Origin of the sequence: Luteibacter sp. dw_328 (assembly GCF_018449605.1) — a bacterium.
GTDB lineage: Bacteria > Pseudomonadota > Gammaproteobacteria > Xanthomonadales > Rhodanobacteraceae > Luteibacter.
Genome location: NZ_JAAVUW010000010.1, coordinates 1 through 16,687, shown reverse-complemented (window position 1 = coordinate 16,687; position 16,687 = coordinate 1). Strand labels below are relative to the sequence as shown.

The 16,687-nt window shown below is 65.8% G+C and carries 12 protein-coding genes; 6 read left to right on the top strand and 6 right to left on the bottom strand.

Annotation, left to right across the window (positions count from 1 at the left end; all coding sequences use genetic code 11):
- Nucleotides 1-486: 486 nt before the first annotated feature.
- The gene (locus HB634_RS20895) at nt 487-2,916 is read right to left on the bottom strand and encodes a TonB-dependent receptor (RefSeq protein ID WP_213950001.1); all 2,430 of its coding nucleotides are present in this window, start codon (nt 2,914-2,916) and stop codon (nt 487-489) included.
- A gap of 305 nt (nt 2,917-3,221) precedes the next feature.
- Between HB634_RS20895 and HB634_RS20890 the strand changes: the two genes are divergently transcribed.
- From HB634_RS20890 to HB634_RS20875, 4 genes are all read left to right on the top strand, one after another.
- Nucleotides 3,222-3,686: a DUF3574 domain-containing protein gene (locus HB634_RS20890; protein WP_213950000.1), complete on the top strand. Its 465-nt coding sequence runs from the start codon at nt 3,222-3,224 to the stop codon at nt 3,684-3,686.
- Complete coding sequence (locus HB634_RS20885) at nt 3,686-5,266, top strand: hypothetical protein (RefSeq protein WP_213949999.1); 1,581 nt, start codon at nt 3,686-3,688, stop codon at nt 5,264-5,266. The genes HB634_RS20890 and HB634_RS20885 overlap by 1 nt, the downstream gene beginning before the upstream one ends.
- 446 nt (nt 5,267-5,712) lie before the next feature.
- Nucleotides 5,713-6,243 carry a lactoylglutathione lyase gene (gene gloA, locus HB634_RS20880; protein WP_063571998.1) on the top strand — a complete coding sequence of 177 codons (531 nt, stop codon included), beginning with the start codon at nt 5,713-5,715 and terminating at the stop codon, nt 6,241-6,243.
- Nucleotides 6,244-6,257: 14 nt separating this feature from the next.
- Nucleotides 6,258-6,914 carry a rhomboid family intramembrane serine protease gene (locus HB634_RS20875; RefSeq protein WP_063571997.1) on the top strand — a complete coding sequence of 219 codons (657 nt, stop codon included), beginning with the start codon at nt 6,258-6,260 and terminating at the stop codon, nt 6,912-6,914.
- 3 nt (nt 6,915-6,917) lie between these two features.
- On the opposite strand, the gene rapA is transcribed toward HB634_RS20875, so the two are convergent.
- The 5 genes from rapA to HB634_RS20850 form a co-directional block, all read right to left on the bottom strand.
- The gene (gene rapA / locus HB634_RS20870) at nt 6,918-9,749 is read right to left on the bottom strand and encodes an RNA polymerase-associated protein RapA (RefSeq protein ID WP_213950080.1); all 2,832 of its coding nucleotides are present in this window, start codon (nt 9,747-9,749) and stop codon (nt 6,918-6,920) included.
- A gap of 76 nt (nt 9,750-9,825) precedes the next feature.
- Nucleotides 9,826-10,506: a Fe2+-dependent dioxygenase gene (locus HB634_RS20865; RefSeq protein ID WP_213949998.1), complete on the bottom strand. Its 681-nt coding sequence runs from the start codon at nt 10,504-10,506 to the stop codon at nt 9,826-9,828.
- A 21-nt stretch (nt 10,507-10,527) separates the two neighbouring features.
- Nucleotides 10,528-12,837, bottom strand: a complete 2,310-nt coding sequence (locus tag HB634_RS20860; RefSeq protein WP_213949997.1) for a catecholate siderophore receptor Fiu — start codon at nt 12,835-12,837, stop codon at nt 10,528-10,530.
- Between the two features lie 193 nt (nt 12,838-13,030).
- Nucleotides 13,031-13,819 (bottom strand): iron export ABC transporter permease subunit FetB, encoded by a 789-nt coding sequence (fetB, locus tag HB634_RS20855; RefSeq protein WP_213949996.1) that lies wholly within the window; start codon nt 13,817-13,819, stop codon nt 13,031-13,033.
- Nucleotides 13,816-14,415, bottom strand: coding sequence for an ATP-binding cassette domain-containing protein (locus HB634_RS20850; protein ID WP_213949995.1), 600 nt, complete (start codon nt 14,413-14,415; stop codon nt 13,816-13,818). The genes fetB and HB634_RS20850 overlap by 4 nt, the downstream gene beginning before the upstream one ends.
- 185 nt (nt 14,416-14,600) lie before the next feature.
- On the opposite strand from HB634_RS20850, the gene HB634_RS20845 reads away from it, so the two are divergent.
- Nucleotides 14,601-15,266, top strand: a complete 666-nt coding sequence (locus tag HB634_RS20845; RefSeq protein WP_063574001.1) for a response regulator — start codon at nt 14,601-14,603, stop codon at nt 15,264-15,266.
- 165 nt (nt 15,267-15,431) lie between these two features.
- Nucleotides 15,432-16,457 carry a glycosyltransferase family 9 protein gene (locus HB634_RS20840; RefSeq protein WP_213949994.1) on the top strand — a complete coding sequence of 342 codons (1,026 nt, stop codon included), beginning with the start codon at nt 15,432-15,434 and terminating at the stop codon, nt 16,455-16,457.
- The last annotated feature ends 230 nt before the right edge of the window (nt 16,458-16,687 follow it).

Here is a 16,687-nt window from a genome sequence, read left to right as displayed (position 1 = left end):
CGCGGCAGCATCGTCGGCAGCCTCGCAGCCACGCCAATGGAAGCGCAGACGCGAGGAAGGGGTTCGGCAACCGGGTATCAGCAACGGCTTCCGCATCGCCCGAGGCTCCGGGACCGGCCGGACCCGACGACGGCCCCACGCCAACGGCTCTCCTTCCACTCCACCGTATCGTCGTGAGAGACCTTGGTGTCCACCCTCGATGCGAGTTCCGCACAAGTGGAGCGGCCGTAGGCCAAATAGATACACGGGCCGCGTGAGCGGCCTTTCCTTCTCGAACGCGGAGGACGTGTCTGAGCAGCGAGGGTGGACACCAAGGTCTCCCCGCGAGACGCCCAAGTGTTGAGAGCGATGGCAACGCCGAGCCCCGCGAAGCCGAAGGCGAGCCATGGGCGAGGTGCTAGGTGCGAGGTGCGAGGTGCCAAAGAATACCCGGCGGGAAAGCTGAGCGGCCGGGCCCCGGTAATCCGCGAAGAACCTTTTTTTATGTCACCACGCATACCTGGCACGTGCATACCAGTACGCCCCGTTCGTGCCGATCGGCGAGATCACGTCGTAAGGAAAATTCCCCGCATAGGCGATGTCGGGAATCGAGCGGTTCGGGTACTGGTCGGTAATGTTCTGGCCGCCCAGGGCGATGGAGAAACGGTCGGTCGCGTGCCATTCGGCTTCGGCATCGAGCTGCCAGCGTGCGCCGTAGGTCTGCGTGGGCACGAAACCGTCACCGAAGTCGAAGACACGGGTCGTGCTGCCCTGGCGAGTCAGCCGGCTCAGCAGCGACCAACGGGGATGATCCCAGCGGGCGGTGAACGAGCCGCGCTGGCGAGGTGCGGCGTCGGTGAGCGTATTGCGTTCCTCCAGGCCGAACAGCACGGCATCGGCGCCCAGCGCGGCGAGTTCAGGCGGCGTATCGCGGACCTTGCGGATCGACGTACGGTTGTAGCTGTACGTTGCAGTGAGCGTGAGGTTGCCGCCGTAGGCCGGTTGCCGGTAGTTCGTCACCAGCTCGGCGCCGCGCGTGCGGGTGTCGACGGCGTTGGTGAAGAAGGCCACGCTCTGGACGCCCGGTACGCCAAAGCGTGCGTCGATGTAGTTCTCCAGGCCATCCGGAGCGATCGTCTCGGACAGGGTGACGCGGTGATCGACATCGATACGGTAGACATCGAGGGACGCGTCGAAGCGCTCGCCGAGCTGCGCGGTGAGACCCAGGCTGACGTTGCGTGACTTCTCGGGCTTCAGATCCTGTGCGCCCAGCCCGCGCGCGATGGGGTTGTTGACCGAGAGGATGCGCCCCTGCACCAGCGTTCCGTCAGCGCCATAGCCCGTCGAGGTCGATTCGAAGCCGACCTGGCTCAGCGACGGCGCACGCAGGTTGTTGGACACGGCGCCGCGAAGGGCGATCGCCTCGGTGATCGCGAAGCGGCCACTCAGCTTGCCGGTCCAGGCGGAGCCGAAATCGTTGTAGTGCTCATAGCGGCCTGCCGCATCGGCGAAGAACCGGTCGGTGAGGTCACCGGAGAGGTCGAGGTAAGCCGCACCGACGTTGCGATGAAGGTCGGCCGTGTCCTGCGGTGTGAGGCCGCCGCCCGCTTGCGCGCCGATAGGTGCGCCGACAACGGGCCCCACGGCATAGGACGCAGGGTCGCCGGGGTACGTACGAAATCCCTCATGCCGAAACTCCGCACCCGTCGCCAGGGTGAACAGCTTCGATCCCCATTCGATCGAGCGGCTCAGGTCGAGGTTGGCGGTGCCCTGCGCGTTGTCGTACTTGCCGATGTTAAAGCGCGTCGGGCTGGCGTCGCCGAGCGACACGTTCACCGTATCGCGCAGGTCGTAATCGAAGGTGTTGCGGCCCCAGGTCAGACTCGCGTCGATATCCCATTCGCCCGCGCGGCCGCGGGCACCGGCCGTGAGGTTGATATCGCGGTTATAGCCGAGCGACTCAGGGCGATAGCCATCCGGATAGATCGACGGAACGTTAGCGTCGCTGTCCGGATAGCGGAAGTAGTTGTCGCCGACCGTCCGGCGCTGCGTGTACGTGCCGAACGCGTAGCCACGCACGGTATCGCCCAAAGGGAGTTCGGCGTTGAACCAGCCGCTGTAGTTCTCGTTACGTGGATCGCCCGCGGCATAGTTGCGCTTACCCTGCAGCGCGAGGTTTGCCGGGGAGGGGTTCTCCCACGAGGGGATCTGGTCAGGGCCGGCGCGGTTGGTCGGCTGGCGGTTGTTGCCTTCGATGCCGGCCCGGAGGAAGCCACCGTCCCCGCCGAGTTTCGTGCCGGCCTTCGCGCTGACATAACCGCTCTGGCCATCCGTAATCGTGCGGTCGCCGGGACGAAAGTTGGTGTGATACGCACCGTACGTGGCATCGACCTCGCCTCCCTCGGGCGCGTCGTCGAGGATGATGTTCACCACGCCGGCGATGGCATCGGAGCCGTATTGCGCGCCCGCGCCGTCGCGCAACACCTCGATGCGCTTGATCGCGCTGATGGGAATGGCATTGAAATCGACCGGCGTCGTGCCACGGCCGATCTTGGTATCGCTATTGACCAGCGCCGAGGTATGGAAGCGCTTGCCGTTGACGAGCACGAGGACCTGGTCGGGACTCATGCCGCGTAGCTGTGCGGCCCGCACATGGTCGGATCCCCCGGAGTTGGACTGGCGGGGAAAGTTGAACGAAGGCAGCAGGGTGGCCAGTGCCTGGCCGAGTTCGCCGTTGACGGCACCGGCGGAGCGAAGGTCTTCCGCCGTCAGCACGTCGATCGGCACGGGTGAGTCGAGGACGGTGCGGTCCTTGGCGTGCGTCCCCGTGACGACGATCTGGTCCAGGTTGGTGGCGGGCCGGTCGGCGTCTTGCGCGGCGACGGGAAGGGCGGTGAGGGCGATGACGATGGCGGAAGCGAGGCGGGACGGGTGCATGGAAGTTCCTGGCGGGCACACGGGGTCGTTGCCGCCGAAGGGCGGACGACGAGGGGCGGGGAGCGGTCGGGGCGCGGCGTCAGCCGTGCGTGGCGCGGCCCGGGCGACATCGCGCATCGGCCGCGAGGCGGCATGCAACGAAGGCGGGGCGGGGCAGGCGGGAGCTCACGACAGGGTGGTTCCAGTGGCCGCAGGAACGTGCGAACCTTTCACTATTTGTTGCACCGCGGTGTACGCTGTGTCAATAGGTTGGACGGCTGGCCGTATGGACGTCCGTTTCTTGGAAGCTTGCGCAAGGGGTTTGTATGAGGGTTCTCGCCAGTCTTTTCCTCGTTGTGTCGCTGGTCACGGCGGGTTGCGTGAACTGGCCGGAGCACGGCCCCGCGACCGCAAACCACAGCAGCGCAACACTGAGCGGCGATGCCGCGCATCCCGACGCGACGCATGGATGGGTGCGCACGGAGCTTTACTTCGGCCTGGGCCTTGCCGACGGCCGGGACGGGGTGGATGAGGCTGCCTGGCGTGCCTTCCTGGACAAGGAAGTGACGCCACGATTCCCGAGCGGTCTGACCGTGGTCGATGCCTACGGACAGTGGCAGGGCGTCAAGCAGACGAAGCCGGAGCGCCTGCGTTCGAAGATCGTGATCCTGCTCTACCCCGATTCGCCGACGCAGCAGGCGTCGGTCGACGCCATCCGCGCCGCGTGGAAGGCAAAGACGGGCGACCAGTCGGTTCTCCGTGTAACGCAGCCGGCGGACGTCTCCTTCTGATGAACACAACTATCGCACCACGTCGCCGTTTCGGCGGCGGAGACCTCAACGGTGTGCTCGGCCTCGTCGTCGACAACCTCTCGCTGCTCGCCTTCATGGCCACGGCTCTCATCGGTATCTTCGGCATGCCCGCGGACATCGTGTTCCGCCGGATGTTTCCGGGTACCGCGTTGGGAGTACTGCTCGGCAACCTCGCCTACACCTGGATGGCCCGCCGGCTGGCGGCCCGCACCGGGCGCGAGGACGTTACCGCGATGCCGCTGGGCATCGACGCACCGACCACGATCGGCATGGCCTTGCTCGTCCTGGGCCCTGCGTTCGCGGGGTACCGTCAGGCGGGCATGGACCCGATCGCGGCAGGGGAGGCCACCTGGCACCTGGGTATGGCCTCGCTGGTCGTGATGGGTGTGCTGAAGTTCGTCCTGTCGTTCTTTGGCGCATGGGTTCAGCGCTCCGTGCCACGTGCAGGCCTGCTCGGCTCGATCGCCGGCATCGCCCTGGTGCTGATGGGTTTCCTGCCGTTGGTAGAGATCCTGCGCGTGCCGGTCGTGGGTTTCGCTGGTCTGGGCGTGGTGCTTTACGCGCTGGTGGCCAAGCGGCGGCTACCGTTCGGCCTTCCAGGCGTGCTTGGCGCCTTCATTGTTGGCGTGGTCCTTTACTACGGGCTGGGGCCGTCGGGCTTCCTCGGTACCGGCTATCACTCGCCGGGTGCATGGCAGTGGCGTCTCGGCTTCCCGCTACCGACGCTCGGTTTCATCGACGGCCTGCCGGCGACCGTGCCCTACCTCCCGCTGATCCTGCCCTTCGGCCTGTTGATGGTGGTGGGCGGCATCAACGTGACGGAGAGCGCCCGCGCTGCCGGCGACGACTATTCGACCCGGGACATCCTGCTGGTGGAGGCCCTGGCCACCCTGATCGCCGGCATGTGTGGCGGTGTAGCACAGACCACGCCGTACATCGGCCAGCCGGCGTACAAGGCCATGGGTGCGCGTACGGGCTACACCCTGGTCACGGGCCTGGTCATCGGGCTGGGCGGCGTTTTCGGTTACCTGGCGAACCTGGTGGAGTTGCTCCCGGTCGCCGTGCTCGCACCGATCCTCGTCTTCATCTCGATCGGCATCACCACCCAGGCCTTCGAGGCGACACCGCTACGCTACGCCGGCGCGGTGGTTTTCAGCTTCTTTCCGGCCATCGCACGCATGCTGGCGATCAAGCTGGGCGACCCGTCCATCGTCGACCCCGCGCACTTTGCCGCGCTGTACGGCGACGCCAGCCACGGCATCTCCGCGATGGCGGTCATCGTCATCCTCGGCAACGGCTTCATCATCACTTCGATGGTCTGGGCGAGCTTCGTGGTCGCGATGATCGACGGCCAGGTGCGTAAGGCAGCGGGCATCGTCGCGATCGGCGCCGTGCTCACGGCCTTCGGCGTCATCCACTCGGTGGAACCGATCGGTTCGGTGTACCTGCCGTGGTTGCTCGATCCCGCCGCGCGTACGTTGGTGTGGCAATTTGTTGCGGCTTATGGGGCGCTGGCGGTGGTGTTGCTACTTCTCTCGGTCGGGCCGCGCCGGCGGTGATGCGCTTTCTACTGTAGGAGCCGATTCATCGGCGAACCCTCAGCCGTGATTTTGCGAATGAGGCATTGCGTCGCATCGTGTCGGCGGTTCAACCGCTCGCCCGGTCACCACAAGGCCTCGTTCGCATGTCCGAAAGCCTGAGGGTTCGCCGCTGAAGCGGCTCCTACAGAAAGCAGTCTGGTCGCTCATCGAAGCTCGGGCGACGAAGCGGCGTGGCGCTTGTGCCACACGCAACCTCAGCGTCCGGTGTCGCGGTCGGGTTGGCCCTTGGGGCCGCCTAAGCTGAGGGCGGCCCCGACCAGCTTACGGAGCGAGAGACTGGCTACCGCCCGTCTCGAAGAGCTGCGCCGCGGCCCCAAGGGCCAACCCGACCGCGACTCCCCCCAAATGCTTGAATTGCCGCCCCATGGCAGCCACCCTTGGACATTGTCCCAAGGAATATCCCCATGTCCCTCGCCGACCTCACGTCGCTGCCCGGCGTCACCGCCACGCCGGACGCTGCCACCCACGGCTTCGTGTTCAACCACACCATGATCCGCGTGCGCGATCTCGACGTCTCGCTGGACTTCTACACCCGGGTGCTCGGATTCACGCCGGTCTATAAGCACGTTTACGAAGAGGCGAAGTTCACCATCGTCTACCTGGTCCTGGTCGGCGACCGCAGCGTGATTCCCGACGACGACGCGGAGCGCAAGCGCTGGGCGCTGGCGCAGCCGGGCGTGCTCGAGCTGACCCATAACCATGGGACCGAGACAGACGCCGACTTCGCGTATCACAATGGCAACAGCGAACCGCGCGGCTTCGGGCACTTGTGCGTCAGCGTGCCGGATGTGAATGTCGCCTGCGCGCGCTTCGAAGAGCTCGGCGTCACCTTCCAGAAGCGGTTGAGTGATGGCCGCATGCGGCACATCGCCTTTATCCGGGATCCCGACCAGTACTGGATCGAGATCCTCCAGCCTACGCCGCTGACCGCCTGAGGCCGGGGACCACCATGCCGACCAACCTGCCTCCGGTGACGCGCAACCTGCTCATTGCCAATGTCCTGGTCTTCGCCCTTCAGTTCCTGCTGCAGGACGAGAACACCCTGGCGCTCTCGCAGTGGTTTGCGCTGTGGCCGGTGGGCCATGACATGGCCATCGACGTGGGCAATGGCAACATCGCCGGCATCGGCTTCCGCCCGTGGCAGCTGATCACCTACGGCTTCATGCACGGGTCGGTCATGCACATCCTGCTGAACATGTATGCGTTGTACATGTTCGGTGGGCTGATCGAGCGGGTGATGGGGCAGCGCCGTTTCATCATCTACTACTTCACCTGCCTGGTCGCGGCGTCGCTTGCCCAGCTGGCCATCGTGTACTGGTTCGAGCCGGGCCGCGTCTTTCCGACCGTCGGTGCATCCGGTGCGATCTTTGGCCTGCTCGGCGCTTTCGCGATGCTGTTCCCGCGCGAGAAGCTGATGATGATCCCGATTCCCATCGGTATCCCCGCGTGGCTGTTCGTCACGCTCTACGGCCTGGCCGAACTGTTCTTCGGCGTCACCGGCACGTTGGCGGGCGTGGCCCATTTCGCCCACCTGGGTGGGCTGTTCGCGGGCTTGTTGTTGCTCTGGGCGTGGGGCGTGCGACCGCCACCACGCCGCTGGTCCTGACCCTCAGCGCAGGGAAAGGAAGTCCGGGCTGACCACGAATCGCACGGCATCCAGACGCAGGCGCGCGTTGGGGATAGCCGCAAGCAAGGCATCGCGCTCGGCGGCGATGGCGGCGACTTCCGAGGCCGCGATGGACGGGTTCACGGCGCGCAGCGCCACAAGGCGTGCGTGCTCGGTGTCCAGCTCGAGCTTCGCGGCGTCGATCGCTTCGTACTTGAGCAGTTCGGCGCGTCCCTCGGCGAGGTCGAGGGCGTGTTCGAGCATCGGCGGGACCAGCTTCGAGAGAAACTTTCGGAAGCGAGCCACTTCGATATTGCGATCCGTCGCCTTGCGCAGCGCCACGTCGCTCGGACGGAAGCCCGGGCGTTCCGACAGCTTGGTATCCACCGCAACGACGAGCGGTGTCGCGGGCAGGAAGCGGCCGGCGTCCAGCGCGCGATCGGCGATGATCTCGAGCACGTAAACGGTCTGTAGCAGGGCGGTGCGTACGGGCAGGGCATCGTCGACGAGGAACGCGGCGTTGCCCGTTTCGCCGCTCACCAGCAGGTCCACCGCGGCGTAGACCATCGGGTGGTCCATGCGCAGCAAGGGCAGGTCTTCGCGGGCGAGTGCGACGTCGCGCGAGAACGTCACCGAAAGCGGGCCATCGGCAAAGCCGGGCAGGCCGTCTGTCGACAGGTACTGCGGGTCGAGCAGCACGATGTCGGGTGCGAGTTCTTCCGTATGCACGCCGTAGGTTTCGAACAAGCGCTGGATGAAGGCATCGCGCGCTGGATCCTGGTCCTCGCGGGCGAAGCTGGAGGCGAGGTCATCGGCATGTGGATCGCGGCTGGCGGCCAGTTCGAGCAGATGGTCGCGACCGGCGTGGATGAGGGCGGAGAGCTCCTCATGCGCGCCACGGGTTTCCGCGATGAGTGCGTCGAGTTCCTGGTCGCGCGAATCGTCCTCGCGGGCGTGTTCGTCGGCGAGGTTGGCGAGCAGCTCGCCGAAACGGCGAAGCAGTTCGCGGCCATCGGCGGGGCTCGAACGAAACGCGTCCAGGCCCTCGTCGTACCAGCGGGCCAGCACGTGCTGCGCGCTCTGCTCGACCACGGGCACGTGCACGACGATGTCGTGGCGCTGGCCGATACGGTCGAGGCGGCCGATGCGCTGCTCGAGCAGGTCCGGATCCAGCGGGAGATCCCACATCACCAGGCGGTGGGCGAACTGGAAGTTGCGGCCTTCCGAACCGATCTCGGAACACAGCAGGAGGCGGGCGCCGTCTGGCTGCGCGAAGAACGCCGCGTTGCGATCGCGCTGCACGATGCCGAGGCCTTCGTGGAAACGGGCGACGCCTACGCCGCTCTTCGTGCGCAGCGCGTCTTCGATCGCCAGCACCTTGGCCTGGCTACGGCAGATGAGCAGGAATTTGTCGGACGGGTGCGCGTCGAGCAGGTCGATCAGGGCTTCGAGGCGCGGGTCGTCGTTGTAATCGAACTCGAGATGCGCCGCGGCGTTCTGGATGTCCGCGCGGAACTCGGCGAGGAGGGCATCCCGGCGACCGGCGTCGAGCGTCTCGGGGTCGATCGCGAGAATCTCCGGCACGCGGCGCGGAAACCCGCCGATACCGGCGCGACGGTTGCGGAACATCGCGCGGCCGGTGCCGTGACGGTCGATGAGTGCGGCAAGCAGCTCGGCGTGGGCGTCGTCGCGCGTCAGCAGGCCGGCCAGCTCGCGGTCGCCCTTGAAACGGGCGTCGAGCAGGGTGCGGTGCTCAGAAGAGAGCGGCTTGCCGTCGGCGAGCGCGTTGGCGACTTCGGACAGTTCACCGAATTCCGCCGATTCGGCAAGGTAGGCGTCAAGGTCGCTGTAACGCTGGGGATCCAGCAGGCGCAGGCGGGCGAAGTGCCCGGCGCGGCCCAGCTGTTCCGGCGTGGCGGTGAGCAGGATGACACCGGGTGTCGCCGTGGCCAGTTCTTCCACCAGACGGTAGCGGGGGCTGGCGGCTTCGGGAGTCCATTCGAGGTGGTGAGCCTCGTCGACCACCATCAGGTCCCAGCCGGCCTCGGCCAACTGGCGCGCGCGCTTCGGTGCGGATTCGAGGAACGCGAAGTCGGCGATGACCAGCTGGTCGTCCTCGAACGGGTTACGCCCGTCGTTGGACTGCTCGATGGCTTCGCAGCGCTCTTCGTCGAAAATGGCGAACGACAGGTTGAAGCGACGCAGCAGTTCGACGAACCACTGGTAGACCAGGGTTTCCGGCAGCAGCAGCAGGACGCGGCCGGCGCGGCCGGCGGCGAGCTGGCGCGCCAGGATCATGCCCGCTTCGATGGTCTTGCCCAGGCCCACTTCGTCGGCGAGCAGCACACGGGGCGGGCGACGTGCGGCGGCGATACCGGCCACGCGCAGCTGGTGCGGGACCAGGCCGATGCGTGCCGACTCGAGACCCCATGCCGCCGAGCGGCGGGCATCGGCACGACGGCGCAGGGCATCCAGGCGCAGGTCGAAGCTTTCGTTGGTATCGGTGCGGCCGCCGATGAGGCGATCGTCGGCTTGCGAAAGCGCCTGCTCGTCGTCGAGCTGGCCTTCTTCCAGTTCACGCCCTTCGCCGCGATACACGAAGAGGCCTTCGCGTTCTTCGATGCGTTCGACGAGGAAGGCGAGGCCCTTGCCCGACACGCGCTGGCCGGCGCGGAATTCGGCGCGGATCAGCGGTGCGCTGTCGGTGGCATAGGGGCGCAGCACGCCCGCTTTGGCGAACAGGACCTGCACGCCGCGTCCTTCGACGCGAAGAATGGTGCCGAGGCCGAGCTCGGGTTCGGCGGTGGAGATCCAGCGTTGACCAGGTTGGAACATGCGGTAGGGAGCCAAGGACATCAGGGGGCGCCAATTATCCGCCCCCGAGGGCGCCCCTGCCTACCTTTGTTTTACCTCAGGTTTCGGCCCAACGCCGCAACAGGTTGTGGTAGACGCCCGTCAATTGCAGGATCGATGCCTGGTCGGCGGCACTGGCGGAGAGGTTGCGGATGGCCGTGTCCAGCTCCAGCAGCAGCCTTCGCGCACTGTCGTCGCGCACGAGGCTCTGCACCCAGAAGAACGAAGCGATGCGTGCGCCGCGCGTCACCGGCGTGACCTTGTGCAGGCTGGAGGAGGGATAGACGATGGCGTCCCCGGCGGGGAGTTTTACTTCGTGTTCGCCGTAGGTGTCGCTGACGATCAGTTCGCCGCCGTCGTATTCCTCCGGCTCGCTGAGGAAGAGCGTGCAGGAGATGTCGCTGCGCACCTGGACATCGCTGTCGCCGGTGGCCATGACGGCGCCGTCGATATGAAAGCCGTACTCACCGCCGCCTTCGTAGCGGTTGAACCGTGGTGACAGGGTACGCATCGGCAGGGCCGCAGCGTGATACAGCGGATGGCGGGCGAGTGCCGCCACCACGATCTCACCCAACTCGCGGCGCAGCGGCGACGCGTCCGGCAGTTGCTGGTTGCGTTTTACCTTTGCACCCTGTGGACCGACGGTCTGTCGACCGTCGCTCCATTCGGCAGCCTCCATGGCGCCGCGCATCCCGGCGACCTGTTCCTTGCTCAGGACCTCGGGAATATGCAGCAACATGGCGGTGTTTCCTTCTGTCGATCAGAAACGAACGTTCGCGGTCAGCATGGCCGAGCGCGGCGTGGACGGGGTATAACGATAGCCACTCTTGTTGATCGCGGCCACGTAGTTCTTGTCGAACAGGTTGTACACGTTGAGCTGCAGGTCGAAGTTCTTGTTGACCGGGTAGCTGGCCATGCCGTCGAACACCCAGTACGCACGGGTATAGGCCGGGGTGCCCACGGCGCCGTCGGTGCCGCGCTGAAGAGATCCCGAGTAACGCGCGCCGCCGCCGATGGTCAGGTCGAACGGCAGGTGATACGTGACCCACGAGGTAAACGCCTTCTTCGGCGTATAGGCCAGGTCGTCCGAGCCGTTGGCGGTGACGCCCGGGCCGTCCTTGACGGTGGCATTCATCGTGGTGAAGCCGGCGCTGATCGCGAGGTCGTCGGTCAGCTTGCCGACCGCGTTGATCTCCACGCCCTGCACACGCTTCTTGCCCACCTGGTAATAAAGCAGGTCGGTCGGATCCTGCACGACATCGTTGGTCACCGTGGTGCTGTAGAGCGCGCCAGTGAGCAACAGCTTCGAGCCGAGCAGGTCCCACTTCGTGCCGATTTCGGCGGTGCGTGCCTTTTCCGGATCGAAGTTGGGATTGTCGGCGCTGTTCGCCGCGGAGGAGAGCGTGAGCGTGTTGCCGCCCGGAGGCTGCTGCGACTGCGCGAAGTTGACGTAGATGCTGCCATTCGCGGCGGGCTTGTACAGCACGCCGATCTTGTAGTTCATCAGGTTGTCGCTGACGCTGGTATCCACGCCCGGGACAATGCTGCCGGCAGGCAGCCGGCCGCAGACAGGACCGTTACGTGCACCGCAAACCACGAGGCTGGAGAAATCGGTCTTGTAGTGGTCCATGCGTACACCGGCGTTCACCTGCCAGTGTTCACCGAACTTGAAGGTGTCGAAGAAGTACGCGCCCGCCGTGTTGGTCTTGCCGTTGCTGAGCGCACCGGTCTCGCCGTACTTCAGGCCGCCGACATCGGAGTCGGGGTGATACAGGTTGGCGACGGGCCAGGTGCTGCCGTTGAGCGGACCCATGCCGATGGTGCGAGCTTCTTCGGACGTCAGTTCGATACCGGTGCTGATGTCCTGCGTGAAGCCACCCGCGTCGATCGATGCGGTCAGGTTGGTCTGGTTGGTGGCGATCCGGTTGGACTGGTGCTTGAACGTCGGGTTGCTACGCGTGATCGTCCAGGTGGACGGGTCCAGCGGGTTAGGCGTCGCAAGGTTCGCCGTCGCGCCCATGAATGACGTCAGAAGGTAATCTTCCGTCGTACGGCCCCAGCGCGACGTATTGTGCAGGGCGACCTTGTCGCTGAAGTCGTGTTCGACCAGGACCGTGAACATGTCCTGGGTCACGTGGTCGTGATCCTGGTTCGTGCCGTAGTAGTTGTTCGGGTCGACCTTGGCGGCGTCATTGAGGAATGCGCGCGCGTCGGGACTGCTGTAGCCCGGCAAGCCGATGGTCGGCACGCCGCCGTCGGGAACATTGTTCTGCTTGATGTGCAGGTAGTCGATGTACACGCGGGTGGACGTGCCCAGGCCGAACGCCAGCGAGGGCGCAAAGCCCCAGCGGTTGTTCTCGATATCGTCGCGACCGTAGACGTTGCTCTTCTGGTCCATCACGTTGAGGCGAACCGCAGTGGTTGCGTCGAGCTGCTGGTTGATGTCGGCCGTACCACGGCGGCGCTGGCCGCTGCCGCCCTGGAGCGAGCCGGATTCGCCATCGCCCAGTACCGCCTGCTTGGTCACCAGGTTGATCGCGCCGGTCGGCGCGGTGCGGCCGTATTCGGTGCCATCCGGACCCTTGGTGACTTCGATCTGCTCGATATTGAAGACGTCGCGTGACACGGTGCCGGTGTCACGCACGCCGTCGACGAAGATGCTGCTCGACGTATCGAAGCCGCGCATATAGATCGCGTCGCCCGTGTTGGTCGCGCCGTTCTCGCCCACGTAGAAGGTGCCAACGCCCGGGCTGTTGCGCAGGGCTTCGGTCAGCGTGGTCGCACCCTGCTGCTTCATCAGCTCCTTGCCAATCACCTGGATGGTTTGCGTGGTGTCGAGCAGGGACTGGGTGAATTTCGGCGAGGACACTTTGTCGACGCGGAAGTCGCTCGAGCGGTCGGCGTCGACCTGCATGCCGGGGAGTGCCTGGACGTCGCTGGCCTTGGCCTGCTGCGGCGGCGCGTCGACCGTATCGCTGGCGACGGCGGCATGCGCGAAAGTCAGGAGGACGGCGGCACCGACGGTGCGCGCGGCAGGAGCGGCGTGTTTGCGGCTCTTGATGAAGGCCATGGTGATTCCCTTGCGAGGCAATGAACAAAAGTGTCGGCAGACCGAATCGGGCACGAGTTCGCCCGACGCGGGCCGATGGCTCACGGGGGTCGACTTCATGGGTGCCCTGACTGACGGGTCATGCACGGGCGTCAGCCCGATGTGACGCATATCGTAAGGGTAATGAGAATGATTCGCAATCTAAAGCGAAGCTTTACCTCAGGCGGTCCAGGCGAAGCCGCTCGCGGTCATCGCGCAGCCGGGCAACAGCCCCGTACGCCGTACCGACGGCAGCCATGCAGCTGGCCCCGGTCAGCAGGATCAGCAACAGGATCTGGTACTTCACGGCCTCGACGGGATCGGCGCCCGCCAGCAACTGGCCCGTCATCGTCCCCGGCAGGGTAATGACACCCGCCGCAGCCATCTGGTTGATGACCGGCACCATGGCCGTGCGGATGGATCGGCGCAGGAGCGGCGCCGTGGCCGTGCCGAAGGTCGCGCCAAGCATCAACTGGGCCTCGATCGCGTCGCGTTGCTGGCGCACATTGTCGAGAACACCCGCCAGCGCGATGCTCGCCGCGTTGAGAATGCTGCCCAGCAGGATGCCGACCAGGGGAATGGCGTAGCGCGCGTCGTACCAAGGGTGCGGACGGATGGCCGTCAACAGCGCAAAGCACGCCGTCAGCAGGACGATGCCCAGCACGTTAGGTAACGCCACCAGGACATTTCCCCCCACCAGTCGGCGCACCGGACGGACCGCGACTTCGCGGACGGCGACCAGGGACATGGCCAGCACAAGAATCGCGGTCAGCCACGGCGAATGCCCCGCGAACACGTAACGGAGCAGGTAGCCGACGGCGACCAGCTGGACCACCATGCGCACCGAGGCGATCAACAGCGCGCGATGGAAGCGCAGGCGCAGCCCGATCGACAACGCGGCGTCGACCACGAGGAGAAGGGCGGCGATCGCGATGTCGACGGCGTGCAGGGAGAGCGGCGTCATGTGGCAAGGACTCCGCCGGCCTGCATGTGACGTGTGAGGTTGCCCACACGGTCCGCCTGCGCGGCGTCGTGAGTCACCCAGATAACCGTGGTACCGGCGGCGAGCCGCTTGGCGATCAAGGCTTCGACGGCTTGCGTGGAGACTGGATCCAGCGACGCCGTCGGCTCATCGAGCAGCAGCAGCCGCGGCTCGGCGAGCAGGGCGCGGATCAGTGCGAGACGCTGGCGTTCACCCGTGGAGGCTTCTTCGATAGAGCGCTCGAACAGGGCCGGGGGGACGAACAACGCGGCCGCGAGTGCTCGCCACTCCGCTTCGCGGTCCTCGGGGAAGTGTTCGGCAACCGTGTCCGCCCACCAGCCGCTGCGGGCGGGAACCAGCGCCACCAGGCGCCGCCAGTCCGGCGCGGAAAGCGATGCCCGGTCTATCCCGGCGAACGTGATCCTGCCCTCGTTGGGATCCAGGTCCGCGATCATGCGGAGCAGAAGCGTCTTTCCGGATCCGGACGCGCCCGTCATGGCGAGGCACTGGCCCCCCTTCACGCTGAACGTGAAAGGACCCACCAGGGTGTTGCGCAGTCCTTCGACGATTAGGCTCATGATGGGTTCCGTATGGGAGCGAGCACAGGCTGCCGGCCGCGCCTTAGGGCATGCTTACGGGCAGGTACTAAGCAAGGCATAAGGCCGGCACTCCGATAATGGCACCGGGCTGCCGTTTTCGTAGACACGTCCCGTCGCACGGATGCGATACCCGAAGCTTTCGTCCGCCATGGAGGACTTGGATCGTGAACATCATTGTCGTCGAGGACGACATCCGTCTCGGCACAGCGATTAAGCGCGCGCTCGAGCACCTCGCCTATACGGTGACGTGGCTGCGCACGGGCGTGGAAGGTCTCGAAGCGCTGCGCGACCAATCCGTCGACCTCGTGCTCCTCGACCTGGGGTTGCCCGAGAAGGACGGCATCGAGGTGATTACCGAGGCGCGCCGTCTGAAGGTCAAGACGCCCATCCTCGTCATGACCGCGCGTGACAGCATCGAGTCCCGCGTACGCGGCCTGGACGCGGGCGCCGACGACTACATGACCAAGCCGTTCCACCTCGACGAGCTCGCAGCGCGTATCCGCTCGCTGGCTCGTCGTGCCCAGGGACTGGCCGATAATCAATTGGAATCGGGTGCGCTTTCGCTCAACCTCAGCACGCTCGAGGTGACGTACCAGGCGCGCCGCATCGAGCTGACCCGGCGCGAATTCGCGTTGCTCCGCATGCTGATGGAACGCCACGGCAAGATCGTTCGCCGCGAGTCGATCGAGTGCTCGGTGTACGGCATGGATTCGGACGTCAGCCCGAATGCGCTGGAGGTCCTCGTCCATTCGCTGCGGCGCAAGCTCAGCCCCGATGCGATCCGGACCGTGCGTGGCTTCGGCTACATGGTGCCGCGGGATCTCTCGTGAATCCCCGGAAGCAGAATCGTCATCCAGTGGACAGCAACGCATAAGGTAACTAAGGCATCGTTGGCGACAGACTTCCCGAGAGCCCTCCATGTCTCCTGTCGTGTCGCTGTCACCTCCATCGCCAAGTGAGCCCGCTCGCACACCCATGACGGGAACGCAGCGCTCATGCGACGACGTGTCCCGGCCTGGCTCGCGCGCCATCTGGTCGCTCCGGCGAAGAACCTCGTGGGTGCTGGCGAGCTTCCGGCGTCCGGTATCCAGCGCATCCTCATTTGCCGCCCCAACCACAGGCTGGGTAACACGTTGCTGCTGACGCCGTTGCTGGTCGAGATAGAGCGGCGTTTTCCCGGGGCAGAAGTGGACCTGCTGTCGGCCGGGCCGGCAGCGCATGCCGTGTTTCGTGGCTTCGATATCGTTGGTGACTGTACGACGCTAGACCGTCGCGCAGCGCGTCGTCCGCTGGCGACGATCGGTGCATTGCGGAAGTTGCGTTCGCGCCGCTACGACCTGGTGATCGATGCCGCGGCGGGATCGTCGTCGGGACGTATTGCCAGCGCCATGGCGAAGGCACGCTTTCAGCTACGCACGGATGCCATGCCGACGGATGGCATGGCCATGCATCTGGCGGCCCGACCGGTCCAGGCACTGCGCTGGGCACTGGGCGTCGCCGTCGGGGACGAGGTTCCCCGGCTGGACGTGCGCCTCACCGATGTGGAACGACGAAGTGGCCGCGACGCACTCGCACGCGTGCTGCGTGACGTGAACGAGCGCGGCTTGCCCGTGATGGCGATCTTCCCCAATGCGACCGGGTCAAAGCGCTTGCCCTCCGACTGGTGGAGTGTCTTCACGACCGAACTCGTTGCCCGGACCGGCGACACGTGCGTCGTCGAACTGGTTTCCGCCGACGGCCAGTCGCGTCTGGGCGGTGGCTTTCCGACGTACTACACGAGTGATCCGCGCAAGCTGGCGGCGTTTATCGAGGCGGCAGGCACCTATATCAGCGCGGATTGCGGCGTGATACATCTTGCCGCAGCGACCGCCGCGACAACGGTCGGCATTTTCGGACCCACTGATCCTGCGCGTTATGCGCCCTATGGTCGGAACAACGTCGCCATTGCCTGCGACGACGGATGCCCACGCGGCGCAGCGTTGAGAGCCGCCGCACATCTGGCCCGATGCAGCTCTTTGTAGGAGCCGATTCATCGGCGATAGCCAGGTTGCCGCGCACCCCATCGCCGCTAAAGCGCCTCCTCCAAAAAGCAGGTTTCAGAGCAAGAAAAAAGGATTCATCGCGGAATGCCGGAGACGCCGAAGGGGGCGGTTCACTCGCTTCGCGAGTGCATGTGTTTAGCGGCTCGCGCCGCCGCTTGCTTGGGGGGTGAGGCGCAGAGCCTTCGGTGCCCACCCTCGCTGCTCAGACA